Source organism: Nonomuraea composti, from assembly GCF_012034275.1.
In the GTDB taxonomy this organism is placed as follows: domain Bacteria; phylum Actinomycetota; class Actinomycetes; order Streptosporangiales; family Streptosporangiaceae; genus Nonomuraea; species Nonomuraea composti.
Window position 1 is genome coordinate 30,955 of record NZ_JAATEP010000030.1, and the last position, 22,892, is coordinate 53,846.

The window sequence follows — 22,892 nt, forward strand, 5'->3', positions numbered from 1 at the left end:
CGCGCCCGGCGCATCACCCGCCGGCCTGACGCGCGCCCCGGCTCGCGGGCTTGTGCCAGACGGAGACGTGGCTCCTGCTGTCGCCGGTGAACGGCTCGCGCCGCCAGCCGGCCCAGCGCTCGCGCAGCGTCATGCCGGCCAGGCGGGCCATCAGGTCCAGCTCGGCCGGCCACACGTAGCGGTGGGTCGAGGAGTACGTCTCCACCTGCCCGTCCACGGTCCAGTAGTGGTGGGAGACGGCGAGCTGCGCGGCCACGTCGTACTCCTCGAACCCCAGGTGCTCCGGGGTCACGGCGAACGGGTGGACGGTCTGGCCGGGCGGGAGGCGCCGCAGCTCGGGGACGTACACCTCGATGACGAAGCAGCCGCCCGGCTCCAGGTGCGCCGCCACGTTGCGGAAGCACGCGACCTGCTCGTCCTGCGTGGTCAGGTTCGTGATCGTGTTGCGGGCGAGGTAGGCGAGGGCGAAGGTGCCGGGCACCCGCGTGGCGGCGAAGTCGCCGACGGTCACGCCGACGTCCTGCCCGCCGGGTTTGGACCGGAGCTGGGCGATCATCGCGGCCGACAGGTCGATGCCGTGCACGGGGACGCCGCGCCGGCGCAGGGGCAGGGCGAGGCGTCCGGTGCCGACGCCGAGCTCCAGTGCGGCGCCCGGCCCCGCGAGCGCGGCGAGGAAGTCGACGGCCGGCTCTACCACGGCGGGGTCGAACAGCTCGGGCCATTTCGCCTCGTAGGTCTCGGCCAGGCGGGCGTCGAAAGTGTTCTGCGGCATACGGCCACTGTGAGCGCGACCGCCTTTTCGCGACAGAGGCGCACATCGTGTCTTCCTTGCGTACAGTGTTCCTGGGCACGCCCTGGCCCGCGCCGTGCCGGGCGACCAGCGGTTCAGCTCGCGGCCCGAGCTGATGCACTACCCGCTGCCGGGCGTGGCGTTCGACGAGATGCCGCCCGGGGCGGTCGGCGACCTCACCGCGATCGACGCCCCCGAGCACACCCGCTTCCGCAAGCTGCTGATCGGCACGTTCACCGTCCGCCGCATGAGCCTGCTCGCCGAGCGCGTCGAGCAGATCACCGCCGCGCAGCTCGACGTCCTGGCCGAGCACGGCCCGCCCGCCGACCTGGTGCGCCTGTTCGCCCAGCCGGTGCCCGCGCAGGTGATCTGCGAGCTGCTCGGCGTCCCGCTGATCGGGCGCTTCCCCACGCTGCGCCTGGCCGTGCCCGCCGCGGACGTGCCGCTGCGCGGCGGCCTGGACATCTACGGCGCCGAACGGCTCCTCGCTACCTGGGACGACTGATCACCAGGGCTGCGCCGTTTAACTACATGCCCTTTTGCGACGTCTGGGCTATGGTCGCCCGTATGACGGGACCGTGGGGCACCGCACCACGAAGGTCCATCGCGTTCACCGGCGTGATGGGCCTGGTCCTGCTGTCCCTGCTCGTCGTCGGCGCCTCCTGGACCTCCGGCACCGGCTTCGGCCCGCCGTCCGGCACGGCGTACGAGCAGGTGTGGAGCCTGGGCGATCCGGGCGCCGAGCCGGCCGGGCTGCCGCCCCAGGCCACCAGCGTGCGCGAGCACCACGTGCTGTCGCTGTGGCCGCCGCTGCGCGGCGAGCGGCAGGCCGAGGCCGCCCAGCCGGCGCTGCTGCCGTCGCCCGGCCACGACGAGGCCGCGCTCCGCGACCCGCAGCAGCTCGCCCACCTGCCCACCGGGTCACGCAGCCCGCCGCTGATTTAGCCGCCCCACCCCCTGGAGCCCTGCGGACGTCCGCGGGGCCTTGCCGCGCGTGCCCGTCTCACGGCGGCCCGCGCGAAGCGGCGGCTCCCCACGACGGCCGGCCCGGTGTGTGCCGGCCGCCTCATCAGCGTGCCCACCTCCGACGAAGGACCTTCGCGACCATGGCCGACACCAACGCCAACGCACACCTCAGCACCGTCCAGCTCCAGGCGCTGCGCCAGGACATCGAGGAGCAGCTCGAACGGCGCAGCCGCCACCTGCTCGGCCTGCGGGCCGAGGCGCAGGACAGCACCGGCGCCGACGACACATGGCAGGAGCTGCTCGTCTCCCTGACCACCGCCGACCGCGCGATCGCCGAGCTGACGCAGGCGCTCGACCGGCTGGCCGCCGGCGCCTACGGCCGCTGCGGGGAATGCGGGGCGGGCATCCCGTTCGAGCGGCTCAAGATCCGCCCGCTGGCCCGCTACTGCATCGGCTGCCAGCGCCGGGCCGAGACGGCGTAGCCCTCCGGGCCGCGCGGGGGCGGGGATCACCCCCGCGCGGTCACCGCGTACACGCGGGTCGTGCCGAACACGCCCGCCTCCCCGCGCCGCCGCCACGGCGCGAGCGTGCGGGCCACCGTGCGGAGGTGGCGGAAGCGGCCCGTGCTCAGCAGGTGCGCCTCCTCGACGGGGTTGAAGTAGATGAGGGTGATCGGGCGCGGGTTCCTGTCGGCCGAGTGCAGCAGCCGCTCCATGGCGGCGGCGAACGTGCGGCCGCGGAACGGGTTGTTGAGGAACACCACGCTGACGTCGTCGGGGATGTCGTAGTCGAGCACGTCCGAGCTGACGAACTCGACCTCGCGGGCGCGCAGCCGCAGCCTGGTCCTGGCCAGGTTCGCCCTGGCCACCTCGGTCAGCTCCGGCGACAGCTCGACCCCGATCACCCGCCGGAACGGGTACCTGCCCGCCGCCTCCAGCACCATGCGGCCCTTGCCCGCGCCCAGGTCGAGGAACACGTCCCGGTGGCTGACGTCGCCGGCGGGCAGCGCCCGGCGCAGCGTGCCCCAGTGGGCCGGCGAGTAGTAGACGCGCTCGGGGTGGTCGAGGCCGAAGTCGGCGAGGTCGGCGAAGTCCGCGGTGTTCACGCCGTAGCGCTGGTCGTACATGAGCCTGGCCAGGCGGCGGCGCAGCGGGCGCAGCCGTACGGGCAGGCCGGCGCCCATCATGAGCACCTCCGCCCCGGACGGCTCCAGGCCCAGGGCGAGCGGCGCGCTCGTCGCGAGGGCGCCGAGGAGCAGCGGCACGGCCGTACGCGGGGCGGGCAGGTCGTCGATCACAGTCACAGGCGTCTCCTCGAAGGGGCGGCCGGCGCCGGCGATGGCCGGCTACGGCCCCGAGTCTGACAAGCGGGGGCCCGCCAGGACACCCCCTTGGCCGCTCCTCGCCACAAGGCCGGAGCGGGACACCGCGTCCGGCCCTGCCTCAGGAGCGATCGGTATGCTCGGGCGAACGACTTGCTGGGAGCCGGACATGGCCGATGACCCTACGCCCGTACGACGGGCGTTGTTCCTGCACGCGCCGCTGCGGCGCAGGCCGCGCGCGGTGCTGGAGCGGATGCTGGAGCTGGTGGACGACGACACCCCGCCCGACGGCCCGGACGGCCCGGTCGCGGTGCTGGAGCGGCGGCTGGCCGGGCTGCTCGGCAAGGAGCGCGCGCTGTTCTTCCCGAGCGGGACGATGGCGCAGCAGGCCGTGCTGCGCGTGCACGCCGACCGCAGCGGGCGCCGCACCTTCGCCGGGCACCCGTGCAGCCACCTCGACGTGTGGGAGGAGCAGGGCTACAACGCGGTCCACGGGCTGCGCTTCCGCCGGGCCGGCGACCCGTACGAGCTGATGACCGCGCACGACCTGACCGCCATCGGCGAGCCGCTGGCGGCGGTGGTGTGGGAGCTGCCGCAACGCGACCTCGGCGGCCTGCTCCCCGAGTGGGACGAGCTGGGCGAGCAGGTCGGGCTGGTCCGGGCCACCGGCGCCGCCGCGCACCTCGACGGGGCCCGGCTGTGGGAGGCCCAGACGTACTACCGTCGGCCGCTGGACGAGATCGCCGGCCTGTTCGACTCCGTGTACGTCTCCCTCTACAAGAGCCTCCAAGGCGTCCGGGGCGCCGTGCTCGCCGCGGACGCGGCCACGGTGGCCGCCGCCGGGGTGTGGCGGCAGCGGCTCGGCGGCGGCATCGCCGACGCGTGGCCGCTCGCCCTGGCCGCCCTGACGGGCCTCGACACCGTGGCCGAGCGCATGCCCGCCTACCGGGAGCACGCGATCGCGATCGCCGCCGCCGTCAACGCCGACGGCGCCGCCCGCACCCGGCCCGACGTGCCGCAGACGCCGCTGTTCCACGTGCACCTGCCGGCGCCCAGGCGGGCCGTCGAGCGGGCCGGGCGGGAGCTGCTGGAGGAGCAGGGGGTCCAGCTCTGGGGGCGGGTGCGCGGCGGGCCCGACCCGTACCGCTGCAGCTTCGAGGTCACCGTCGGCGAGAACGCGATGGACTTCACCCCCGAGGAGGTGGCCGCCCTCATCCGCGACGTGCTGGCCCGCGCCGCCAAGTGAACCACCCTTCGGGGGCCGGACACGCGCGTGCCTAGAATGCGCGGGATGGAGCTGAGTCCGCGTCTGCGGGAGGAGTGGGAGTCGCACCGGCCCGCCGTGTTCGGTGCCGCGTACCGGCTGCTCGGGAGCGTGGCCGAGGCCGAGGACGTCGTGCAGGACGTCTGGCTGCGGGCGGCGGCGGCCTCGGACGACCTGGAGCGGGTGGTGGACCTGCGGGCGTGGCTGATCACGGTGGCGGCGCGGACGTCGTACAACGTGCTGAGGTCGGCCCGGGTGCGGCGCGAGGACTACGTCGGGCCGTGGCTGCCGGAGCCGCTGCTGACCGGGCCCGACGCGGCCGGCCCGGTGCTCGTGGACGAGTCGGTGGGCACCGCCATGATGGTGGTGATGCGGGAGCTGGCGCCGCCGGAGCGGGTGGCGTTCGTGCTGCACGACGTGTTCGGGCTGCCGTTCGAGCAGATCGCCGAGGTGCTCGGCAAGTCGGTGCCGGCCACCCGCAAGCTGGCCTCGCGGGCGCGCGCCCGGGTGGCGGCGGCGCGCGAGCGCGAGCCGGCGGCCGCGCGCGGCGAGCGGGAGCGGGTGGTCGCCGCCTTCCGCGCCGCCTCCCAGGCCGGCGACCTGGCCCGGCTGGTGGCGGTGCTGCATCCGGACGTCGTGTACGTCGCCGACGGCGGCGGCAGGACCACGGCGGCCCGCGTGCCGGTGCGCGGCCGTGACCGGCTGGCCTCGATGCTGGCCTGGATCGAGGGGCGGCGCCCGGCCGAGCGGATCGAGCCGGTCGAGGTCGGCGGGCAGCCGGCGCTGGTCACCTACCGGGACGGCGTGCCGGTGTGGGTGGACACGTTCGAGATCCGCGACGGGCGGATCGTCACCATCTGGCGGGTGGTGAATCCCGACAAGCTCCGGCATCTCAGTCACCTTTGAGCGGGCTGTGTTGTCTCCCTGGCGACCACCAGGACGTCACTGACGAAGGAGACACACATGCCGCACATCGTGATCCTCGGTGCCGGGTTCGCCGGAGTGTGGGCGGCGGCCGCGGCCGCGCGCGTGCGCGACGGCGCCGACCTGGACATCACGCTGGTAGCGCCGGACGACGAGCTCGTGCTGCGCCCGCGCATGTACGAGGCCGAGCCCGACCGGGCGACCGTCCCGCTGGCCGGGCTGCTCAAGCCCATCGACGTCCGGCACCGGCGGGCCTGGGGGGAGCGCATCGACGTGGAGCGCCGCGAGGTGCACGCCGGCGGGGACGTCCTCGGCTACGACCGGCTGGTGCTGGCGACGGGCAGCCGGCTGGTGCGGCCGGAGCTGCCGGGGGCCGGGCTGCTGTTCGACGTGGACACGCTGCGCGGTGCCCGGCGGCTGGCCGGCCACCTGCGGGGCCGCGAGGGCTTCACGGCCGTGGTCGTCGGGGCCGGGTTCACGGGGCTGGAGGTGGCGACCGAGCTGGCCGGGCGCGGGCGGGTGGTGCTCGTCGAGCGGGCGGACGTCGTGGGGCCCGACCTGGGGCCGGCGCCGCGGCCGTGCATCGAGGACGCCCTCGACCGGCTCGGCATCGAGGTCCGCCTGCGCACCTCCCTGCACGCCGTCGAGCCGGGCGCCGGGACGAGGCCGGGTGGCGGGGCGCACGGCGCCGTCGAGGCGGTCCTGTCCGACGGGACGCGGGTGGCCGCCGACGCGGTCATCTGGACGGCGGGGATGCGGGCCGACGCGCTCACCGAGCAGGTCCCGGCGCGCCGCGACCGGCTCGGCCGCGTGGCCGTCGACCGGTGGATGCGGGTCGAGGAGCCGTCGGGCGCGGTGTTCGCGGCCGGGGACGTGGCGGCGGCCCGCTTCGACGACTCCCACGACGTCATGCAGAGCTGCCAGCACGCGACCCCGATGGGCAAGACGGCCGGCCACAACGCCGCCGCCGACCTGCTCGGCCTGGAGCCGATCGACTTCGCGCCCGCGCCGTACGTGACCTGCCTGGACCTGGGGGCCGCCGGCGGCCTCTACACGAAGGGCTGGGACCGGCAGGTCGCGCTCAGCGGGGAGCGCGGCAAGGAGGTCAAGCAGTGGATCATGCGCCGGATCCAGCCGCCGGTGGACGACGCCGAGCAGCTTCTCGCCCTGGCCGGCATGGTCCGCCTGCCGATCCCGTTCTGACCGTCACGCCTGGTCCGGCGCCTTGGCCCGGCGCTCCGGTCCGCCGCTCTGGTCCGGCGCCCTCCAGTGGGCGCCGCTGCCCCGCGCCTCGTCGAACACCAGCCACGTCCGCGTCGACAGCACGCCCGGCACGTCCTGGATGCGCTCCAGCACCACGTGCCGCAGCGTCTCGTTGTCCGGGGTCCTGACCAGGACCAGGATGTCGTAGTCGCCGCCGACCATGGCGAAGTGCTCGACGAAGGGGATCTCCTTGAGCTGGGCCAGCACCGCGCGCCAGGAGTTCTGCTCGATGGTCACCGACACGTACGCGCTCGTGCCGAGGCCGGCCTTGTGCGGCGCGAGCTCGACGGTGAACCCCGTGATCACGCCGTCGTCCATCAGGCGGGTGAGCCGGGCGTAGGCGTTGGCGCGCGAGATGTGCACGCGCTCGGCCAGCGTGCGCACCGACATCCGGCCGTCGCGCAGGAGCTCGGCGATGATCGCCCGATCCACCGCGTCCAGCCCGGCGGCCGAATGTCCTGGCCAGCCGCTTCCGTGGGCCCCTTCCGACGACAATCGGCCTCCCGAAGATGGGTTGCGAACCATTTGTCGCTCATTATCCGCCAAGTCTTGAACGGATGGCCAGGCAGGCGGACGCTTTCTGTGACAAACGTCCTCAGGAAGGATCTCGGCAGAAAGCGAGCTTTCCCATGTCCACGAAGACGTCGGCGAAAGCCGTGCGGGAGCTGCTGCCCTCGCCGGCGCCCATCCGGTTCGTCGATGAGAGCGGCACCGCGGTGAAGGCACCCGCCGGGTACGCCGTGCCGCCGGACGAGCTGCTGCGCGAGGCGTACCGGTGGATGGTCGTGGGGCGGCGCTTCGACACCCAGGCGACCGCCCTGACCAAGCAGGGCCGGCTCGCCGTCTACCCCTCCAGCCGCGGCCAGGAGGCCTGCCAGGTCGGCGGCGTGCTCGCGCTGCGCGAGCGGGACTGGCTGTTCCCCACCTACCGCGACTCCGTCGCGCTCGTCGCGCGCGGCCTCGACCCCGTCGAGGTGCTGACGCTGCTGCGCGGCGACTGGCACTGCGGCTACGACCCCGCCGCCACCCGTGTCGCCCCCCAGTGCACGCCGCTGGCCACGCAGGTGCTGCACGCCACCGGCATGGCCGAGGCGCTGCGCCGCAAGGGCGAGGACGGCGTCGCCATGGCCTTCGTCGGCGACGGCGGCACCAGCGAGGGCGACTTCCACGAGGCGCTCAACTTCGCCGCCGTGCTCAAGGCCCCCGTGGTCTTCTTCGTGCAGAACAACAAGTACGCCATCTCCGTGCCGCTGGCCAAGCAGAGCGCGGCGCCGGCGCTGGCGTACAAGGGCGTCGGGTACGGCGTGCCCGCCGAGCAGGTGGACGGCAACGACCTCGTGGCCGTGCTGTCCGTGCTGAGCGCCGCCGTCGAGCACGCCCGTAGCGGACGGGGGCCGTTCCTCGTCGAGGCGCACACGTACCGGATGGACGCGCACACCAATGCCGACGACGCCGGCCGCTACCGCGACGACGACGAGGTGCGCCGCTGGGCCGAGGCCGACCCGGTGCGGCGGCTGGAGACGTACCTGCGCGGGCGGGGCCTGCTCACCGACGACGACGTCGAGTCCGCCCGCACGCAGGGCGAGACGTTCGCGGCCGGGCTGCGCGCCCGCATGAACGCCGACACCGAGCCCGACCTCCTCGAGATCTTCGACCACGTCTACGCCGAGCCCACCCCCCAGCTCCTCGAACAGCGCGAGCAGCTGCGGGCCGAGCTGAACGCACAGGAGAGCTGACATGCCCACCGTCTCGATGGCGCAGGCACTGAACACCGCCCTGCGCGACGCGCTGCGCGACGACGAACGCGTGCTCGTCTTCGGCGAGGACGTCGGCCCCCTCGGCGGCGTCTTCCGCATCACCGACGGGCTGACCAGGGACTTCGGCGAGGAGCGATGCTTCGACACGCCGCTGGCCGAATCCGGCATCGTCGGGCTCGCGGTCGGCATGGCCATGGGCGGCTTCCGCCCGGTCGTGGAGATGCAGTTCGACGCGTTCGCCTACCCGGCGTTCGAGCAGATCGCCTCGCACGTCGCCAAGCTGCGCAACCGCACGCGCGGGCGGCTGGCGCTGCCGATGGTGATCCGGGTCCCGTACGCGGGCGGCATCGGCGGGGTCGAGCACCACTGCGACTCCAGCGAGGCGTACTACGCGCACACGCCCGGCCTGAAGGTCGTCACCCCCGCCACCCCCGAGGACGCCTACTGGCTGCTGCGGGACGCCATCGCCGACCCGGACCCCGTCGTGTTCCTGGAGCCGAAGAAGCTGTACTGGGCCAAGGCCGAGGCGGCGCTGGAGCGGCGCGCGGCGGCCCCGTTCGGGCGGGCCGTGGTGCGGCGGCCCGGCCGCGACGCCACCCTCGTCGCCTACGGCCCCTCCGTGCCCGTCGCCCTGGAGGCCGCCTCCGCCGCCGCCGAGGACGGCCTGGACCTGGAGGTCGTCGACCTGCGCACGATCGTGCCGTTCGACGACGAGACCGTGGTCGCCTCGGTGCGGCGCACCGGGCGGTGCGTGGTCGTGCAGGAGGCGCAGGGGTTCGCGGGGGTGGGGGCCGAGATCGCGGCCCGGGTGCAGGAGCGGTGCTTCCACTCGCTGGCCGCGCCCGTGCTGCGGGTCGCCGGGTTCGACATCCCCTACCCGCCGCCGAAGCTGGAGCACGTCCACCTGCCCGGGGTCGACCGGATCCTGGACGCGGTGGACCGGCTCCAGTTCGACGACCGGCCCGACGTCCGGCACCTGTCGAGGGGGGCGGCGTGAACACCCTTGAGGCACAGCTCTTCCGGCTGCCCGACCTCGGCGAGGGGCTGACGGAGGCCGAGGTTCTCGTCTGGAAGGTCGCCGTGGGGGACACGGTCGCGGTCGACCAGATCGTGGTGGAGGTCGAGACGGCCAAGGCCGCCGTCGAGGTGCCCGTGCCCTACGCGGGCACGGTGCTGGAGCTGCACGCACCCGCTGGGACGACCCTCTCGGTGGGTGATCCGCTCATCTCCATCAGCCCGGACGGCGGGGCCGACCCGGCGGCGGAGCGGTACCGCGAGGAGGAACAGGCCGGATCCGGAAATGTCCTGATCGGCTACGGCACCGGCCACCTGGCCGGGCGCCGACGCCGGCGCAGGGGCCGCACCGGCGCCGGCGCCGGCGCCGGCGTCGCGCACGCCGCCGAGCTGGCCGCGGTCCCGCACGCCGACGCGCAGCCCGCGGGGCTGGCCGCCGTCCCGCGCGCCGGCGCGGAACCGGGCGGGGCGCCGCGCGTGATCTCGCCGCTGGTGCGTAGGCTGGCGCAGGAGAACGGTCTCGACCTGGCGCGGATCACGCCCAGCGGCCCGAACCGGGTCATCCTGCGCAAGGACGTCGAGCGGGCCATCACGGAGGCCGGCGCACGCGTCCCGGAACCACGCCCGAACACACCCACCGCCGCCCCTGCCGCGCCTCAGGGTGCGCCCGCCTCCTCACTCCAGGAGCCGGAGCGCATCCCGCTGCGCGGGCTGCGCCGGGCGGTGGCGGAGAAGCTGTCACGGAGCAGGCGCGAGATCCCCGACGCCACGACCTGGGTGGACGTGGACGCGACCGGCCTGCTGGAGATCAAGGACGCGCTGCGGGCGGCCGTCCCGGACCGGCGGATCGGCCTGCTGGCGCTCCTGGCCCGCATCTGCGTCGCCGGCCTGCGCCGCTACCCGGAGCTGAACGCGACGGTGGACCTCGAACGCGCCGAGATCGTCCGCTATCCCGAGATCCACCTGGGCTTCGCCGCCCAGACGGAGCGCGGCCTGGTCGTCCCGGTCGTCCACGACGCCCACCGGATGACGCTCACGGAGCTGGCGGCGGAGCTGGCCCGCCTGACCGCCCTGGCCCGCGAGGGCACGCTGCCGCCGAAGGCGCTGACGGGGGGCACGTTCACGCTGAACAACTACGGCGTGTTCGGCGTGGACGGCTCCACGCCGATCATCAACCATCCGGAGGCGGCGCTCCTGGGCGTCGGCCGCATCATCGACCGGCCGTGGGCGGTGGACGGCACCCTCGCCGTCCGCAAGGTCACGCAGTTGTCGTTCACGTTCGACCATCGCGTGTGCGACGGCGGCGTTGCCGGAGGGTTCCTCCGTTATGTCGCCGACTGCGTGGAACGCCCGGCGACCCTGCTGGCCGACCTCTGACCGGCTGCCTCAGCAGGGCTCAGAGGGGCTCAAAGGGGTGAGCCGGCGCGGTGCAGGGTTCCGTCCGGGTCGACGTAGGCGAGCTCGCGCAGCCCGTACTCGGTGTCCTGGGGCTGCCCGAGCCGCCCCGGGACGCCGGCCGCCGCCCACTCGGCGTGCAGGGCGTCCACGTCGGACACGTACAGGTAGACAGCGGCGCCGCTGCGCTTGGGGTCGTGCTCGGCCCATTCGGTCAGGTGCAGCGACACCCCGCCGCGCTCGACGAAGGCGTAACGGGCGCCGCCCTCGTAGGCGCGCACGCCGAAGCCGAGCCGCCGGTACCGCTCCATCGCCGCGTCCAGGTCCCGCACCGGCACCACCGGCGCCACGCTCTCGAACACCACTCCATCGGCCACCGCGAACCTCCTCGCTCCCCATTGTGCCCCGGGTAGGCCCCCTTTCCTGATGATCGGGAGTCCCGCCCGCCGCTCAGGCGTCCCAGTCGAGGGGGACGCCGAACGTCCGGTGCAGGCCGGTGCGGCCGGCGTCGGTGAGGTGCACGACCCGCCTGGCCCGCCCCTTGCGCAGCCACTCCAGCTCGAACAGCCGCCGCGTCACCGCCGCGCCCAGCGCCCCGGCCAGGTGGTGGCGGCCCTCGCCCCAGTCGACGCAGTAGCGGATCGCGGGCCGCCGCCGGGAGAACTCGCCGGTGTCGATGCCGAAGTCGCCCAGCACGCCGAGCCCGGCCGGGGTGATCCGGTAGCCGCCGCCGCTGACGTCGAGCACCCCGCCGTCCACCAGCGCGGCGAGCAGCGCGACACCGAGCTGCCCGGCCAGGTGGTCGTAGCACAGCCGGGCCTGCATCAGCGCGTGCGCGCGCACGCTGTCGCTCAGCGAGCGGACCGGCAGCGGCCGGGCGATCCTGGCCAGCTCCTCCAGCGCGCGGGCCACGTCGGTGCTGGCCAGGCGGTAGTAGCGGCGCCGGCCGTCATGCTCGACGGTGAGCAGCTTGGCCTCACGCAGCCGGGCCAGGTGGCCGCTGATCGTGGACAGGCTGACGCCGGCCTCGGCCGCGAGCGCGCCGGCCGGCAGGGCGCCGCCGTCGGCGAGCGCGCGCAGCACCTTGGCGCGCGAGGGATCGCCGATGGCCGCCGCGACCTCGGCGATGTCGGTCTCCGTCGCGGTCTTCCACATGACGTCCAGGCTATGCCGGGGACACTTCGGCGAGCACCGTAGTCATCCCGTACGAGGCTGGGGTCATGGCTGTTCCCGAACGTCACCGCCCCTCCGCCGGCAGGTGGCCGCTGGTCGCGCTCTGCCTCGGCTACTTCCTCGTCATCCTGGACGTCACCGTGGTCGCCGTCGCCGTCCCCGTGATCGGCGCCGGCCTGCGTGCCGATCTGACCGTCCTGCAGTGGGTGGTGGACGGTTACACGCTCGCGTTCGCCGGGCTGCTGCTGATGGGCGGCGGGCTCGGTGACCGGGTCGGCGGCCGGCGGGTGTTCCTGGCGGGGCTGGCGGTGTTCACGGGGGCGTCGGCGGCGTGCGGGCTGGCGCCGAGCGCCGGCGTGCTGGTCGGCGCCCGGCTGGCGCAGGGGGCGGGCGCCGCGATGATGGTGCCGGCCTCGCTCGCGCTGCTCCGCGCCGCCTACCCGGGCAGCGAGGCGCGGACGCGGGCGTTCGGGGTGTGGGGCATGGTCGCGGGGCTCGCCGCCGCCGCGGGGCCGGTGCTCGGCGGGGTGCTGGTGGTCGCCGCCGGGTGGCGCTCGGTGTTCTTCGTCAACCTGCCGTTCGGGCTGCTGGGCTTCCACCTGACCAGGAGGTACGTCCCCGCGCCTGCCCCGTCCGGCCGCCGCGCCGGGCTCGACGCGCCCGCCCAGGTGACGGGGGCCCTGTGCCTGGGCGGGCTGACCTGGGCGTTGATCGAGGCGGGCGGGCACGGATGGGGGTCGCCGCTGACGCTGGGCGGGTTCGTCCTGTTCGGGCTGGCGCTGCCGGCCTTCCTGCTGCTCGAACGGCGGGCGCGGGCGCCGATGGTGCCGCTGGAGCTGTTCGGCGAGCGGCGGTTCTCCGCGTCGGCGGTCGTGGGCGTGCTGCTCAACCTCGGGTTCTACGGGCTGCTGTTCGCCGTGCCGCTGTACTTCCAGCAGGTACGGGGGCTCGGCGCGCTGCCGACCGGGCTGGCCATGCTGCCCATGGCGCTGATGCCCATGATCGCCTCTCCCCTGGGCGGGCGGCTCGCCGGGCGGCGCGGCCCCCACGTGCCGATGGCGTGCGGGCTGGTGCTCGGCGCGGCCGGGCTGCTCGGCTGGCTGGTCGCCGGCCGGGACACCGCGTACTGGGCGCTGGTGGCGCCGATGGTGCTCACCGGGTTCGGCACCGGGTTCACGATGCCCGCCGCCACCGCCGCCGTCATGGAGGCGGCGCCCGCCGAGCGGGGCGGGGCCGCGTCGGCCGTCTTCAACGCCGCCCGGCAGACGGGCAGCGCCATCGGCGTCGCCCTGGTCGGCACGCTGGTCGCGCACGGCGGCGGGCTGGTGGCGGGGCTGCGGGCGCAGGCGGTGGCGGGCGGCGCCGCCTTCCTGCTCGCCGCCACCCTGACCGTCCTCGCCGTCCGCCCGCCGCGCGGGGGATTCGCCGGCGGCCGGATCGGGCGGCCGGATCGGGCGGCCGGATCGGGCGGCCGGTGCGCGAGGCCGGTGACGACGGCCCGTGCGGGCGAGTTGTCCGCGTACGCGACAATACCGAGTGTGATTGTGGACCAGGCGATCTACCGCGACGGCGTGCGTGAGACCATCACCGGCGACATCAGCGACGCCTTCAACGCCGCACGGGCCAGGGGCGACTCCTTCCTGTGGATCGGCCTGCACGACCCCTCGCAGGAGGAGTTCGACCTGATCACCCGCGAGGTGAAGTTGCACCCCCTCGCGGTCGAGGACGCCATCCACGCCCACCAGCGCGCCAAGCTCGAACGCTACGACGACACCCTGTTCGTGGTGCTCAAGCCGCTGCTCTACGCCGACGAGACCTCCGACATCGAGGTCGGCGAGATCAACCTCTTCCTCGGCCACGACTTCGTCATCAGCGTCCGGCACGGCCAGGCGGCGCCGCTCGGCGCGGTGCGCCGCCGCCTCGAATCCGACCCCGCCCTGCTCGCCGCCGGCCCCTCCGGGGTGCTGTACGCGATCTGCGACCAGGTCGTGGACGACTACGGCCGCATCACGCACGAGATCGAGGGCGACCTGATCGCGCTCGAACGCCGCGTCTTCAGCGGCGAGTACGCCGACGCCACCGAGGACATCTACTCGCTCAAACGCGAGGTCCTCGAATTCCGCACCGCGCAGGATCCCCTGATCCCGGTGCTGGAGGAGATCGTCAAGGGCCGGGTGGAGCTGTGCTCGGCCACCCGCGAGCAGTTCCGCGACGTGCTCGACCACCTGCTGCGCGTGGACGCCCAGGTGGACGAGCACAACGAGCTCCTCACCAGCGCCCTGACCGCCCACCTGGCGCTGACGGGGCGCGAGCAGAACAAGGTCGCCATGCAGCAGAACGCCGACATGCGCAAGATCTCCTCGTGGGCGGCGCTCATCGCCGTGCCCACGATGATCGCCGGCATCTACGGCATGAACTTCGACCACATGCCCGAGCTGCACTGGGCGTTCGGCTATCCCCTCGCGCTGATCCTCATGGCCGTCGCCGTGGTCGTCGTCTTCCGGCTCCTGCGCAGGAGCGGCTGGCTCTGACGCCCCGGGTGCGGGAGCGGGAAGTCTTCACCAGGTGCGCGGGAGCGGGAAGCGGGCGCGTACCGTGAAACCGCCGTCCGGCTCCGGGCCGGTGTGCAGGCTGCCCTGCACCATCGCGAGCCGTTCCCGCATGCCCACCAGCCCGTGCCCGGCGTGCCCGCTCGCACCCGCCAGGACGGGCGTGCCGGTCGCGGCCGACGGGGCGTTGCGGACCTCCAGGGTGAGGGCCTGCTCGTTGTAGCCGATGGCGACCGCCGTCGGGGCGGCGTCGGCGTGCCGCAGCACGTTCGTCAGGGCCTCCTGCAACACGCGGTACGCCGTGACATCCAGGACGGGCGGCAGCCGGGGCAGGTCGGCGGGGGCGTCCAGCGTCACGGCGAGGCCGGCCTCCCGGACGTCTTCGATCAGCTCGTCCAGCCGCACCAGCGTCGGCATCGGCGCCACGCCGTCGCCGTCCCCCTGCTCGCCGTCCCCACGCTCGCGCAGGAGGCCGACGAGGCCGCGCATCTCCTCCACGGTCTGCCGCCCGAGCCGCTCCAGCCCGGCCACGACCTCCCGCTCGGCCGGCCGGTCACCGAGAAGCCGCCGCAACGCCCCCAGTTGCAGGGTCATCACGCTCACCGAGTGGGCGACCGCGTCGTGCACCTCCCGTGCGATGCGCGTGCGTTCCAACGCCACCGCCACCTGCCCGCTCACCTCCCGCTCCCCCTCCAGCGCCGCCACCGCCCGAGCAGCGGCCTCCCGCTCCCCCTCCAGCGCCGCCACCGCCCGGGCGCTCGCCTGCCGTTCCTCGTCGAGCGCCGCCGTCAGGGCGGCGAGGTGGGTCGCGTGTTCGCTGGAGCGCCGGGCCGCGCGCCCGGCGCTCCAGCCCGTCCAGAGGAGCGTGCCGATCATGCCGGTCACCGTCGCGGCCGAGCTGCCCGGCGTGCCGAGGACGAGCGGGCCGGCGAGCAGGCAGAGCGCCGCGACGAGGGCGCCGGCCAGCGGACGCCAGGCGGCGAGCACCAGGGCCGCGCCCATCCCGACCCCGGGCAGCCACGCGCCGCCGGGCGGGGCTCCGAGCCAGGCTTCGGCCACGGCCAGCACGGCGGCCAAAGGTCCGAACACCACGGGAATGAGGCGTACGTCCCTCAGCCGCGTCCACGTCATGGCCCCCGATCGTAGGGTCGGCGCCCCCGCCCGCGACTCCGCCTAACGGGTGATCCTGACAGCACACCGCCTCCCCCTGACAGCGGACCCGGGTGCCGCACGGCGGGGTCAGCTCGTGATGGTCACGTCCCGCAGCAGGAAGTAGCTCATGGCGTCCGCCTGGAGGTACAGGTGGAACTTGGCCGCCTTGGGCTTGGCCGTCCGGTCGGCGGTGACGATGGTGGCGATCACGTACTTCTTGGCGACGTTGGCGCGGATCTGCCCGTACGCGAACGTGTCGAGGGTCATGTCGCTGCGGATGTTCACCGCGCTGGCGTCGAGCTTGGCCAGCCGCGTGGCGGCGGCCTTGGCCGCCTTGTCCGTCGGGAACGCCATCGTCACTTGCACCGCCCGCAGGTGCCCCCGGTACGCCGAGTAGGCGACCTGGATGGCCCGCTCGCACGTGTTCCTGGCCAGCACGCCCTGGCCGTCGACCGGGTCGCACGTGTCGTACGACCAGCCCCCGACCTTGTTCGCCTCGAACTTGACCCCCTCGAAGCGGAACTTCCAGTCGTCGAACTCGGTGTGCTCGATCGGCGAGCCGGGCGCGGCCTGCGCCGTGCCGCGCGTGGTGCCCGAAGACCCGTCGGACGCCTCCTCGGACGGCTCTCCGGACGGCTCGTCGGACGGCCCGGCCGCCGGCGGGTCGGATCGCAGGGGTGCCGTCGTGGGGCCGGACGTCCCGGTGCCGGACAGGCCCGAGGTCTGGGCGCGGGTGGTGTTGAAGTAGGCGACCGCGCCGGCCGTGCCGCCCAGGAGGAGGACGATGCCCAGGCCGGCGGACAGGCCGATGAGCAGGGTGTTGTGCCGCTTGACCGGCAGGCCGCCGTAGTCGTACTGGTTCTGGGCCAGGTCGTAGGGGTGGGCGGCGTAGGTGGTCTGGGGGTTCGCATGAGGAGAAGGCCCGTAGGGTCCGGGCTCCGGCGACAGCCCGTAAGGCTCGGGCGGCGGCCCGTACGCGTCGTGAGGCGGCCCGTACGCGTCGTGAGGCGGCCCGTAGGACCCCGGATCGGGCGGCGGTCCATAAGCGTCGCGGGGCGGCCCGTAAGGTCCCGCGTCTGGAGGCGCGCCGTAGGCGTCGCGAGGCGGTCCGCCCTGGCGGGGCTGGGGGCCGGGCTCCGAGCGGCCGGGGCCGTGGCGCGGCCCGCCGCCGGCGTCGCCCCACCCCCCGCACTCCGGAGGCGGGGCGGCGGGCGCCCCGTGCCGGGGAGGCGGCGCGACCGGGCCGGGGTGGTCGTAGGGCTGGGGTGCGGGCCGGCCCCAGGGATCGTCGGGGTGGGGCTCCATAGGGTAGGTCATTGGCTCATTGTGGGGCGGTTCGGGCCGGTCGCCGGGGGTGCACCGCCAAGGGGTATGGGAGTGAACCCGGGCCGCGCGCCCGTACGTACTAGACGAAGGCCCGAGCGGAGGGCGTCACCCGACCGGGTTCAGCAGGCGCGGGTCGTGGTCGTACGCGTGCAGCACCAGATGCGCCATCGTGAACCGGCCGGAAGGCGAGCACAGGTCCGGCTGCCAGGCGGGCCGGCGGACGATCGAGTACCGGCTGCCCTCCATGGCGCGGTGCAGCACCTCGGCGACGATGCGGCCGCCGACGCCGGTGAGCACCCCGTCGTTGAGCTCCGCCTCGCGCAGGACGTAGAACCACAGCGGCGTGCGCGTGACGATCCGGTGCCGGTCGTTGGCAGCGAGCGTGGTGAGGTCGGCGCCCTGGTGGCCGGCGAGGATCTGGTCGGCGCCGAGCGGGGTGAGCGTCATGAACTCGGCCGCCTGCTGGCCGCCGGCGAGGCCGACCATGTCGGCGCGGACGAGGTTGCGGAAGGCGAGGTTGCGCTCGATGGCGGGGACGTGCTGCGCGCAGCCGCCGAACGAGGCGGGCGGGAGCTGCCCGAGGAAGCGGCCCGAGGAAGCGGCCCGAGGAAGCGGCCCAGCAGCGTGTCGATGCGTTTGGCCCGGTTGACGCGGCTGCCGGGCGGGGCGCAGGCGGGGCCGGCGGCTCGGGCTCGACCTGTTCGAGCTCGACGGGCTGGCGCAGGGCGCCGGCAAGCTCGACCCCGGGCTCAGGGAGCGGGTCAAGGCGGCGGCCGTGGGCGCGTACGAGGGCGGCGAGGAGCCTTCCGACCTGGACCTGCTGCTGTTCCACCTGCGGGAGAAGTCCGCCGCCGAGCACGCCGGCTACCGGCCGGTCGTGGCGAAGAACCGGGTGTACGAGAACATCGAGGGCTCGCCGTACAGCGGCGGCAGCGTCGGCGACGACGCGCTGCTCGACGACCGGCCGGAATGGGTGTCGTTCAGCGGGCACGCGATCTTCGTCGCCTCGGTGGCGGCGCAGCAGGCGCCGGACGCCGAGTTCGTCGTCTACCCGGTGCTGGACGAGGAGCGGCTGACCACGAACTCCTGGAAGCTGGCCACCGCGATGGCCGGCGCCCTCGACGACGACCTCGACATGATGATCATCGCGCTGGGCGGCGCCACCGCCGACGGCCGGTAGCCGGTGGCGCTGGCCCGCGCGTGCGAGCGCGCGGGCGCTGGAGGAGGCCGAGCGCAACGCCGTGCTCCGCGCCGCCTTTGCCGAGCTGTCGCCCGGCTGTCGGCGCCTGCTGTCGCTCCTCGTGCGGGAGGTCCCCTACAACGAGATCTCCGCGCGGCCGGGCATGGCGGTCGGCGGCATCGGCCCCACCCGTTCGCGCTGCCTGGCACGGCTGCGCGCCGACGCGGCGCTGTCCGCGCTGATGAGCGCGGACGCCGAAGTGCGGGAAGGTGAAAGCCATGTCTGAGGCGTGGGACGATGACGAGCTCCTCTCCCGGCTGCGCGCGGCCATGACGGCCGCCGAGGCCGTCCCGCGCGAGATCGTCGAGGCGGGCCGGGCGGCGTTCGCCTGGCGGGAGGTCGACCTCGACATGGAGCTGGCGGAGCTGACCTACGACTCCGCCGTGCACGCCGAGGCCGTGCCGGCCCTGCGCGCCGATTCGGCCGTGCTGCGGGCGCTCACGTTCGCCGCCAGCCGGCTCACGATCGAGCTGGAGATCACCGACAGCTCCCTGCTCGGGCAGGTGGTGCCGCCGCAGGCGGGGGAGGTCCGGGTGCAGGGGCGGGCGGGCAGCGGGGGGCCGCTGGAGATCGACGACATGGGGGTGTTCGTCATCCGCGGCAAGCCGGACGGGCCGTTCCGGCTCCACTGCCGCACCCGGACAGGGCTCGACGTGTCGACGAGCTGGTTCACGCTTTCGGCGGTGTCGTCCTCGCTTTAGGCGGTGTCGTCCTCGCCTTGTGCGGTGTCGTCCTCGCGGTAGAGGGTCAGGAGCAGCGGCAGGGTCTGGGCGGCCATCTCGGCGGGCGAGCAGGGGCAGCCGCGCCGCAGCCAGTCGGTGGCGACGCTGAGCAGGGCGCCCGCCGTGAAGGCGGCCCGCACGTCGTGCGGGGTGTCGGCGGGGCCGGGTGGCGGGGTGCCGGTGCGGTGCGCGTAGACGGCCACGGTGGCGCGGTGGCGCAGGTGGTCCATGACGCGGGCGCTGCCCTGCGGGCCCAGGACGCTGCGGTAGAGGCTGGCGTGCTCGGCGAGGTGCGCGAAGAAGGTGAGCAGCGTGTCGGGCGGGACCTCGGAGCCTGGCTGCTCCGCCTCGGCCGGGCCACACGGATCCGTCGGTGCGGCGGGCGCGGGCGCGTGCCCGGCAGGCGCCTCGGGGGTGCGGCCGGGGATGGCCTCGATCAGCTCGTCGATCATGGCGGTGCAGGCCGCCGCGGCCAGCTCGTGCACGTCGCGGTAGTGGTCGTAGAACGTGGAGCGGCTCACCCCGGCCCGCTCGGCGACGTCGGCCACGCTGATCCTGGACAGGTCACGGTGCTGGACGAGCTCGATGAGAGTCGCCCGCAGCGCCGCCTGAGTGCGACGCACCCGCGGGTCGACCTGCTCCTCGCCGCGGTCTCTGGTGGTCGTCGTCACGCACGTCAGTGTAGTCTCCCGAACAATTGAAGGTTAGGCTACAGGTGTAGGGAAGTTGTGCTGTCGGACACCATGTTGATGGGAGAGCCTTGACCACCGACTCCACCGAAACGCTCCAGACCGCCCGCGGTTGCCCGTTCGCCCCCGCCGAGCAGCATCTGCGGTTCCTGCGCGAGCAGCCCGTCACCAAGGTCATGCTCGCCACCGGGCGCGAGGCGTGGGCGGCCACGCGTTACGAGGACATCCGCACGATCCTGAGCGACCCGCGCTTCAGCGCCGACCGCCGCCACCCCAACGCGCCCCGGCTGAGCAAGGCCGACGGGCAGATGGCCGACTCGCCGCTGCCGAAGATGCTGCTGGAGATGGACCCGCCCGAGCACACCCAGGCCCGCCGCCAGGTGATCGGCGAGTTCACCGTCCGGCGCATGGCGGCGCTGCGGCCGCGCATCCAGCAGATCGTGGACGAGCACCTCGACGCCATGCTCGACGGCCCGCGCCCCGCCGACCTGGTCAAGGCGCTGGCGCTGCCGGTGCCGTCGCTGGTGATCTGCGAGCTGCTCGGCGTGCCGTACTCCGACCACGACTTCTTCCAGGTCCACTCGGCGCAGCTGCTCAACCGCGCGGCCACCGAGCAGGAGCGGCAGCACGCCGTGCTGGAGCTGGTCATCTACCTCGACAAGCTGATCACGGCCAAGGAGCAGGAGCCCACCGACGATCTGCTCGGGCGCCAGATCGTCAAGCAGCGCGAGAGCGGCGAGGCCGACCACACGGCGCTGCTCAGCCTGGCGTTCCTGCTGCTCATCGCCGGGCACGAGACCACGGCGAACATGATCTCCCTGGGCACGTACATGCTGCTCCAGCACCCCGAGTCGATGGAGGCGCTGCGCGCCGACCCCGACAAGATCGGGAACGCGGTGGAAGAGATGCTGCGCTACTTCACCATCGCCGAGCTGGCGATGGCGCGGGTCGCGCGGGAGGACGTCGAGCTCAGCGGCACCGTCATCCCCGCCGGGTCCGGCGTCGTCATGCTGGCCAACGCCGGCGACCGCGACCCCGAGGCGTTCGAGGACCCCGACCGGTTCGACATCGACCGCGACGCCCGCAGCCACCTCGCCTTCGGCTACGGCCCCCACCAGTGCCTCGGCCAGAACCTGGCCCGGGTCGAGCTGGAGATCGTCTTCAACACGCTGCTGCGGCGCGTGCCCGGCCTGCGGCTCGCGGTGCCCGCCGAGGAACTGTCGTTCAAGGACGACTCCACCGTGTACGGCATGCACGAGCTGCCCGTCACCTGGTAGGAGCCCTCTTCCCGGTCGCCCGCCCGCCATCCGGCGGGTCGGGCGACCGGCCATGATGTTGACGCGAACCGGATAGAAGGATACGTTCCGGTAGATTTCACGGTTGTCCAAGGGAAATCCGGTGAGATGCCGGTGCGGACGCGCCACTGTATCCGGGACCTAGATCCCGGGAGCCAGGTCGCTTGGCGGCCGTGACCTCGCTGTATGGGACGCGTCAACCCTGAGGAGGATCAGATGAGTGGCACCTCCACTCCTTCCGCCGCCACCACCGCCATTCCCTTCCCCCGCCTGCGCCCCTGGCTGGTGCTGGCCGTGCCCGTGTTGCTGCTCGTCGCGTACCTCGTCCTGATGGACAACGGCGCCGTCTCCCAGACAGGGGCGTTCCTGCACGAGCTGATGCACGACGGGCGCCACCTGCTCGGCGTGCCCTGCCACTAGGCGGCGCGCGCGATGGTACGCACCCTGCTGGTCAGGGGCCTGCTGACAGGCCTGCTGGCCGGACTGATCGCGGGCGGCTTCGCCTTCGTCCTGGGCGAGCCGCACGTGGACAGCGCGATCGCCCTCGAAGAGGCGGCCGCCGCAAAGGCCGGAACCGGCGCCGGGACCGGCACCGGCACCGGGACCGGCTCCGGCAGCAGTACCGGCACCGGCGAGTCGGCCAGCCATGACCATCAGGCCGGGCACGACCAGGCGGCCGGACACGACGACACGGCTCGCTCCGGCGAGGCGGGCGGGCACGATCACGGGGATGAGGCCACGGTCTCCAGGCCCGTGCAGAAGGCCGGGCTCTTCCTCGCCACCGGCCTGTACGGGCTCGCCGTGGGCGGCGTCTTCGCGCTCGTGTTCGCCGGGCTGCGGGGCCGGGTCGGCCCGCGTTCGGACGGACGGCTGGCGCTGGCCGCCGCCGGAACCGCCTTCACCGCCGTCGTGCTCGTCCCGTTCCTGAAATATCCCGCCAACCCACCCGCAGTGGGCGACCCCGAGACGATCAACGGCCGCACGCTCCTGTACGTGGTGATCGTCCTGGTCGGGCTCGCCGCCACGGCCATCGCCGTCGCCACGGCCCGGCGCGTCACATCACCGGACCCCTGGGTCCGGTGGGTCGCCGCCACGGGCGCCTTCCTCGTCCCGGTGGTCGCGGCCTGGGTGTTGCTGCCAGGTGTCAACGAGGTGCCCGACGGGTTTCCCGCGGCGCTGCTGTGGGAGTTCCGCATCGCCTCGCTCGGCACGCAGCTCGTGTTCTGGGCGGCGTTCGGCGTGCTGTTCGGCTGGGCCGGCGACCGGGCAGCGGCCCGCCACCCGCTGACCACGCCCGGGTCGCCGGCCTCCTCACCCCTGTCCCCGTCCTCGTCTCCGGGATCGTCGAGCTGATCCGGATGTTGTTCATCCGGCACGCGACGACACCCGGCATGCGCGCCGCCTGCTTCCCCGCCGACGAGGACGCCGACCCGGCCGCCCTCAGCCGCGCCGCCACCCTCCGGCCGCTGGTGGCGGGCCGGGTGGCGTGGGTCTCCCCTGGCCGCGCGGCATGGCAGACCGCCCTCGCCATGGGCCTGGAGCCCCGTGTCTGCGATGCCCTGGGGGAGGCGGACTGCGGGCGGTGGCGCGGCCTGCCGTACGAGCGGGTCGCGAGGGAGGAGCCCGAGGCCCTGGCCCGCTGGCTCTCGGACCCGCACGCCACCCCCCACGGCGGCGAAAGCCTTGCCGCCCTCGCCCAGCGGGTGGCCACCTGGCTCGACACAACCCGAGCCCCGACACCGACCCCACAGCCCGCACCGGCCGGGCCGCCCCCATCACCCGACCAGCACGCACCGGGTGGGCGGCGCACACCCCATGCACCGCGCACGTCCACCGAGCAGCGAGCATCCGCCGGGCGGCCGGAGGTCGGCGGGGCGTGGGCGGGTGGGGTGGTGGTCTGTGAGGCCGGGGTCATCAGGGCGGCGATCGGGCATGCGCTGGGGCTGGGCCCCATGGGTGCCGCCCGGTTCGATCTCGCGCCCCTGTCCGCCACCGAACTGGTCGCCGCGCAGGGCGGCTGGCGGGTGGCGTACGTCAACCGAAAGGTCTGAG

At 74.2% G+C, this 22,892-nt stretch carries 26 protein-coding genes; 17 read left to right on the forward strand and 9 right to left on the reverse strand.

The features are described from left to right. Positions 1-13: 13 nt before the first annotated feature. Positions 14-772 (reverse strand): class I SAM-dependent DNA methyltransferase, encoded by a 759-nt coding sequence (locus HCN51_RS34695; RefSeq protein WP_168015469.1) that lies wholly within the window; start codon positions 770-772, stop codon positions 14-16. A 94-nt stretch (positions 773-866) separates the two neighbouring features. On the opposite strand from HCN51_RS34695, the gene HCN51_RS34700 reads away from it, so the two are divergent. From HCN51_RS34700 to HCN51_RS34710, 3 genes are all read left to right on the forward strand, one after another. Continuing rightward, a complete protein-coding gene (locus HCN51_RS34700) occupies positions 867-1,295 on the forward strand; it encodes a cytochrome P450 family protein (protein WP_168015471.1) in 429 nt (142 codons plus the stop codon). Positions 1,296-1,357: 62 nt separating this feature from the next. Beyond that, entirely contained in the window at positions 1,358-1,735 is a 378-nt protein-coding gene (locus HCN51_RS34705; RefSeq protein WP_168015473.1) for a hypothetical protein, read from the forward strand. Between the two features lie 161 nt (positions 1,736-1,896). Continuing rightward, complete coding sequence (locus HCN51_RS34710) at positions 1,897-2,238, forward strand: TraR/DksA family transcriptional regulator (protein WP_168015475.1); 342 nt, start codon at positions 1,897-1,899, stop codon at positions 2,236-2,238. A 26-nt stretch (positions 2,239-2,264) separates the two neighbouring features. Here the strand turns inward: HCN51_RS34710 and HCN51_RS34715 are convergent, their stop codons facing one another. Further along, complete coding sequence (locus HCN51_RS34715) at positions 2,265-3,059, reverse strand: class I SAM-dependent methyltransferase (protein ID WP_346433895.1); 795 nt, start codon at positions 3,057-3,059, stop codon at positions 2,265-2,267. A gap of 187 nt (positions 3,060-3,246) precedes the next feature. Here HCN51_RS34715 and HCN51_RS34720 point away from each other — a divergent pair, with 187 nt between their 5' ends. From HCN51_RS34720 to HCN51_RS34730, 3 genes are read left to right on the forward strand one after another with little or no spacing between them, the layout of a single operon-like run. Continuing rightward, positions 3,247-4,323 (forward strand): threonine aldolase family protein, encoded by a 1,077-nt coding sequence (locus HCN51_RS34720; RefSeq protein WP_168015477.1) that lies wholly within the window; start codon positions 3,247-3,249, stop codon positions 4,321-4,323. A 45-nt stretch (positions 4,324-4,368) separates the two neighbouring features. Further along, entirely contained in the window at positions 4,369-5,247 is an 879-nt protein-coding gene (gene sigJ, locus HCN51_RS34725; RefSeq protein WP_168015479.1) for an RNA polymerase sigma factor SigJ, read from the forward strand. A 57-nt stretch (positions 5,248-5,304) separates the two neighbouring features. Then, positions 5,305-6,468 (forward strand): NAD(P)/FAD-dependent oxidoreductase, encoded by a 1,164-nt coding sequence (locus HCN51_RS34730; RefSeq protein ID WP_168015482.1) that lies wholly within the window; start codon positions 5,305-5,307, stop codon positions 6,466-6,468. 3 nt (positions 6,469-6,471) lie between these two features. On the opposite strand, the gene HCN51_RS34735 is transcribed toward HCN51_RS34730, so the two are convergent. Then, positions 6,472-6,960 carry an Lrp/AsnC family transcriptional regulator gene (locus HCN51_RS34735; protein WP_428981562.1) on the reverse strand — a complete coding sequence of 163 codons (489 nt, stop codon included), beginning with the start codon at positions 6,958-6,960 and terminating at the stop codon, positions 6,472-6,474. Positions 6,961-7,157: 197 nt separating this feature from the next. Here HCN51_RS34735 and pdhA point away from each other — a divergent pair, with 197 nt between their 5' ends. Genes pdhA through HCN51_RS34750 form a run of 3 tightly spaced genes read left to right on the forward strand, consistent with a single transcriptional unit; the run spans position 7,158 to position 10,676 of the window. Next, the gene (gene pdhA / locus HCN51_RS34740) at positions 7,158-8,264 is read left to right on the forward strand and encodes a pyruvate dehydrogenase (acetyl-transferring) E1 component subunit alpha (RefSeq protein ID WP_168015487.1); all 1,107 of its coding nucleotides are present in this window, start codon (positions 7,158-7,160) and stop codon (positions 8,262-8,264) included. Between the two features lies 1 nt (position 8,265). Next, complete coding sequence (locus tag HCN51_RS34745) at positions 8,266-9,282, forward strand: alpha-ketoacid dehydrogenase subunit beta (RefSeq protein ID WP_168015489.1); 1,017 nt, start codon at positions 8,266-8,268, stop codon at positions 9,280-9,282. After that, positions 9,279-10,676 carry a 2-oxo acid dehydrogenase subunit E2 gene (locus tag HCN51_RS34750; protein WP_168015491.1) on the forward strand — a complete coding sequence of 466 codons (1,398 nt, stop codon included), beginning with the start codon at positions 9,279-9,281 and terminating at the stop codon, positions 10,674-10,676. Before HCN51_RS34745 ends, HCN51_RS34750 begins: the two co-directional genes overlap by 4 nt. A gap of 29 nt (positions 10,677-10,705) precedes the next feature. On the opposite strand, the gene HCN51_RS34755 is transcribed toward HCN51_RS34750, so the two are convergent. Together HCN51_RS34755 and HCN51_RS34760 are read right to left on the reverse strand one after the other, a co-directional pair. Beyond that, positions 10,706-11,071, reverse strand: a complete 366-nt coding sequence (locus HCN51_RS34755) for a bleomycin resistance protein (protein ID WP_222107973.1) — start codon at positions 11,069-11,071, stop codon at positions 10,706-10,708. Positions 11,072-11,144: 73 nt separating this feature from the next. Continuing rightward, positions 11,145-11,849, reverse strand: a complete 705-nt coding sequence (locus HCN51_RS34760) for an ArsR/SmtB family transcription factor (protein WP_168015493.1) — start codon at positions 11,847-11,849, stop codon at positions 11,145-11,147. A gap of 65 nt (positions 11,850-11,914) precedes the next feature. Here HCN51_RS34760 and HCN51_RS58335 point away from each other — a divergent pair, with 65 nt between their 5' ends. Next, a complete protein-coding gene (locus HCN51_RS58335; RefSeq protein ID WP_206068229.1) occupies positions 11,915-14,398 on the forward strand; it encodes a DHA2 family efflux MFS transporter permease subunit in 2,484 nt (827 codons plus the stop codon). Positions 14,399-14,425: 27 nt separating this feature from the next. Here the strand turns inward: HCN51_RS58335 and HCN51_RS34775 are convergent, their stop codons facing one another. The 3 genes from HCN51_RS34775 to HCN51_RS34785 all read right to left on the reverse strand — a co-directional run bounded on the left by HCN51_RS34775 (position 14,426) and on the right by HCN51_RS34785 (position 17,380). After that, entirely contained in the window at positions 14,426-15,547 is a 1,122-nt protein-coding gene (locus tag HCN51_RS34775; RefSeq protein WP_168015495.1) for a sensor histidine kinase, read from the reverse strand. A gap of 108 nt (positions 15,548-15,655) precedes the next feature. Further along, complete coding sequence (locus HCN51_RS34780; protein ID WP_168015497.1) at positions 15,656-16,885, reverse strand: chromosomal replication initiator protein DnaA; 1,230 nt, start codon at positions 16,883-16,885, stop codon at positions 15,656-15,658. 114 nt (positions 16,886-16,999) lie between these two features. After that, positions 17,000-17,380: a peroxidase family protein gene (locus HCN51_RS34785; RefSeq protein WP_168015499.1), complete on the reverse strand. Its 381-nt coding sequence runs from the start codon at positions 17,378-17,380 to the stop codon at positions 17,000-17,002. A gap of 289 nt (positions 17,381-17,669) precedes the next feature. Here HCN51_RS34785 and HCN51_RS34790 point away from each other — a divergent pair, with 289 nt between their 5' ends. The 3 genes from HCN51_RS34790 (at position 17,670) to HCN51_RS34800 (ending at position 18,835) form a co-directional block, all read left to right on the forward strand. Continuing rightward, positions 17,670-18,074 carry a S8/S53 family peptidase gene (locus tag HCN51_RS34790; RefSeq protein WP_168015501.1) on the forward strand — a complete coding sequence of 135 codons (405 nt, stop codon included), beginning with the start codon at positions 17,670-17,672 and terminating at the stop codon, positions 18,072-18,074. A gap of 61 nt (positions 18,075-18,135) precedes the next feature. Next, a complete protein-coding gene (locus tag HCN51_RS34795) occupies positions 18,136-18,360 on the forward strand; it encodes a sigma-70 family RNA polymerase sigma factor (RefSeq protein ID WP_168015503.1) in 225 nt (74 codons plus the stop codon). Then, positions 18,353-18,835, forward strand: a complete 483-nt coding sequence (locus HCN51_RS34800; protein WP_168015505.1) for a PDZ domain-containing protein — start codon at positions 18,353-18,355, stop codon at positions 18,833-18,835. The genes HCN51_RS34795 and HCN51_RS34800 overlap by 8 nt, the downstream gene beginning before the upstream one ends. On the opposite strand, the gene HCN51_RS34805 is transcribed toward HCN51_RS34800, so the two are convergent. Beyond that, complete coding sequence (locus HCN51_RS34805) at positions 18,832-19,527, reverse strand: TetR/AcrR family transcriptional regulator (RefSeq protein WP_346433896.1); 696 nt, start codon at positions 19,525-19,527, stop codon at positions 18,832-18,834. The two genes, HCN51_RS34800 and HCN51_RS34805, sit on opposite strands and share 4 nt — an antisense overlap. A gap of 89 nt (positions 19,528-19,616) precedes the next feature. Between HCN51_RS34805 and HCN51_RS34810 the strand changes: the two genes are divergently transcribed. The 4 genes from HCN51_RS34810 to HCN51_RS34825 all read left to right on the forward strand — a co-directional run bounded on the left by HCN51_RS34810 (position 19,617) and on the right by HCN51_RS34825 (position 22,891). Beyond that, positions 19,617-20,822, forward strand: a complete 1,206-nt coding sequence (locus HCN51_RS34810) for a cytochrome P450 (protein WP_230466041.1) — start codon at positions 19,617-19,619, stop codon at positions 20,820-20,822. Positions 20,823-21,056: 234 nt separating this feature from the next. Then, on the forward strand, positions 21,057-21,260 hold the full coding sequence (locus tag HCN51_RS34815; protein ID WP_168015507.1) for a CbtB domain-containing protein: 204 nt from the start codon (positions 21,057-21,059) through the stop codon (positions 21,258-21,260). A gap of 12 nt (positions 21,261-21,272) precedes the next feature. Beyond that, positions 21,273-22,193 carry a CbtA family protein gene (locus tag HCN51_RS34820; RefSeq protein WP_168015509.1) on the forward strand — a complete coding sequence of 307 codons (921 nt, stop codon included), beginning with the start codon at positions 21,273-21,275 and terminating at the stop codon, positions 22,191-22,193. A gap of 5 nt (positions 22,194-22,198) precedes the next feature. Continuing rightward, positions 22,199-22,891, forward strand: coding sequence for a histidine phosphatase family protein (locus HCN51_RS34825; protein ID WP_168015511.1), 693 nt, complete (start codon positions 22,199-22,201; stop codon positions 22,889-22,891). Position 22,892: the final 1 nt, after the last annotated feature.

What these genes read in the sequence shown, in the direction of transcription:
- sigJ (WP_168015479.1), top strand. Translation starts at nt 4,369, where the DNA reads ATGGAGCTGAGTCCGCGTCTGCGGGAGGAGTGGGAGTCGCACCGGCCC.
- HCN51_RS34780 (WP_168015497.1), bottom strand. Translation starts at nt 16,885, where the DNA reads ATGACCTACCCTATGGAGCCCCACCCCGACGATCCCTGGGGCCGGCCC.
- HCN51_RS34820 (WP_168015509.1), top strand. Translation starts at nt 21,273, where the DNA reads ATGGTACGCACCCTGCTGGTCAGGGGCCTGCTGACAGGCCTGCTGGCC.
- HCN51_RS34800 (WP_168015505.1), top strand. Translation starts at nt 18,353, where the DNA reads ATGTCTGAGGCGTGGGACGATGACGAGCTCCTCTCCCGGCTGCGCGCG.
- HCN51_RS34760 (WP_168015493.1), bottom strand. Translation starts at nt 11,849, where the DNA reads ATGTGGAAGACCGCGACGGAGACCGACATCGCCGAGGTCGCGGCGGCC.
- HCN51_RS34775 (WP_168015495.1), bottom strand. Translation starts at nt 15,547, where the DNA reads ATGACGTGGACGCGGCTGAGGGACGTACGCCTCATTCCCGTGGTGTTC.
- HCN51_RS34815 (WP_168015507.1), top strand. Translation starts at nt 21,057, where the DNA reads ATGAGTGGCACCTCCACTCCTTCCGCCGCCACCACCGCCATTCCCTTC.
- HCN51_RS34710 (WP_168015475.1), top strand. Translation starts at nt 1,897, where the DNA reads ATGGCCGACACCAACGCCAACGCACACCTCAGCACCGTCCAGCTCCAG.
- HCN51_RS34730 (WP_168015482.1), top strand. Translation starts at nt 5,305, where the DNA reads ATGCCGCACATCGTGATCCTCGGTGCCGGGTTCGCCGGAGTGTGGGCG.
- HCN51_RS34745 (WP_168015489.1), top strand. Translation starts at nt 8,266, where the DNA reads ATGCCCACCGTCTCGATGGCGCAGGCACTGAACACCGCCCTGCGCGAC.
- HCN51_RS34825 (WP_168015511.1), top strand. Translation starts at nt 22,199, where the DNA reads ATGTTGTTCATCCGGCACGCGACGACACCCGGCATGCGCGCCGCCTGC.
- HCN51_RS34705 (WP_168015473.1), top strand. Translation starts at nt 1,358, where the DNA reads ATGACGGGACCGTGGGGCACCGCACCACGAAGGTCCATCGCGTTCACC.
- pdhA (WP_168015487.1), top strand. Translation starts at nt 7,158, where the DNA reads ATGTCCACGAAGACGTCGGCGAAAGCCGTGCGGGAGCTGCTGCCCTCG.
- HCN51_RS34695 (WP_168015469.1), bottom strand. Translation starts at nt 772, where the DNA reads ATGCCGCAGAACACTTTCGACGCCCGCCTGGCCGAGACCTACGAGGCG.
- HCN51_RS34785 (WP_168015499.1), bottom strand. Translation starts at nt 17,380, where the DNA reads ATGGTCGGCCTCGCCGGCGGCCAGCAGGCGGCCGAGTTCATGACGCTC.
- HCN51_RS34720 (WP_168015477.1), top strand. Translation starts at nt 3,247, where the DNA reads ATGGCCGATGACCCTACGCCCGTACGACGGGCGTTGTTCCTGCACGCG.
- HCN51_RS58335 (WP_206068229.1), top strand. Translation starts at nt 11,915, where the DNA reads ATGGCTGTTCCCGAACGTCACCGCCCCTCCGCCGGCAGGTGGCCGCTG.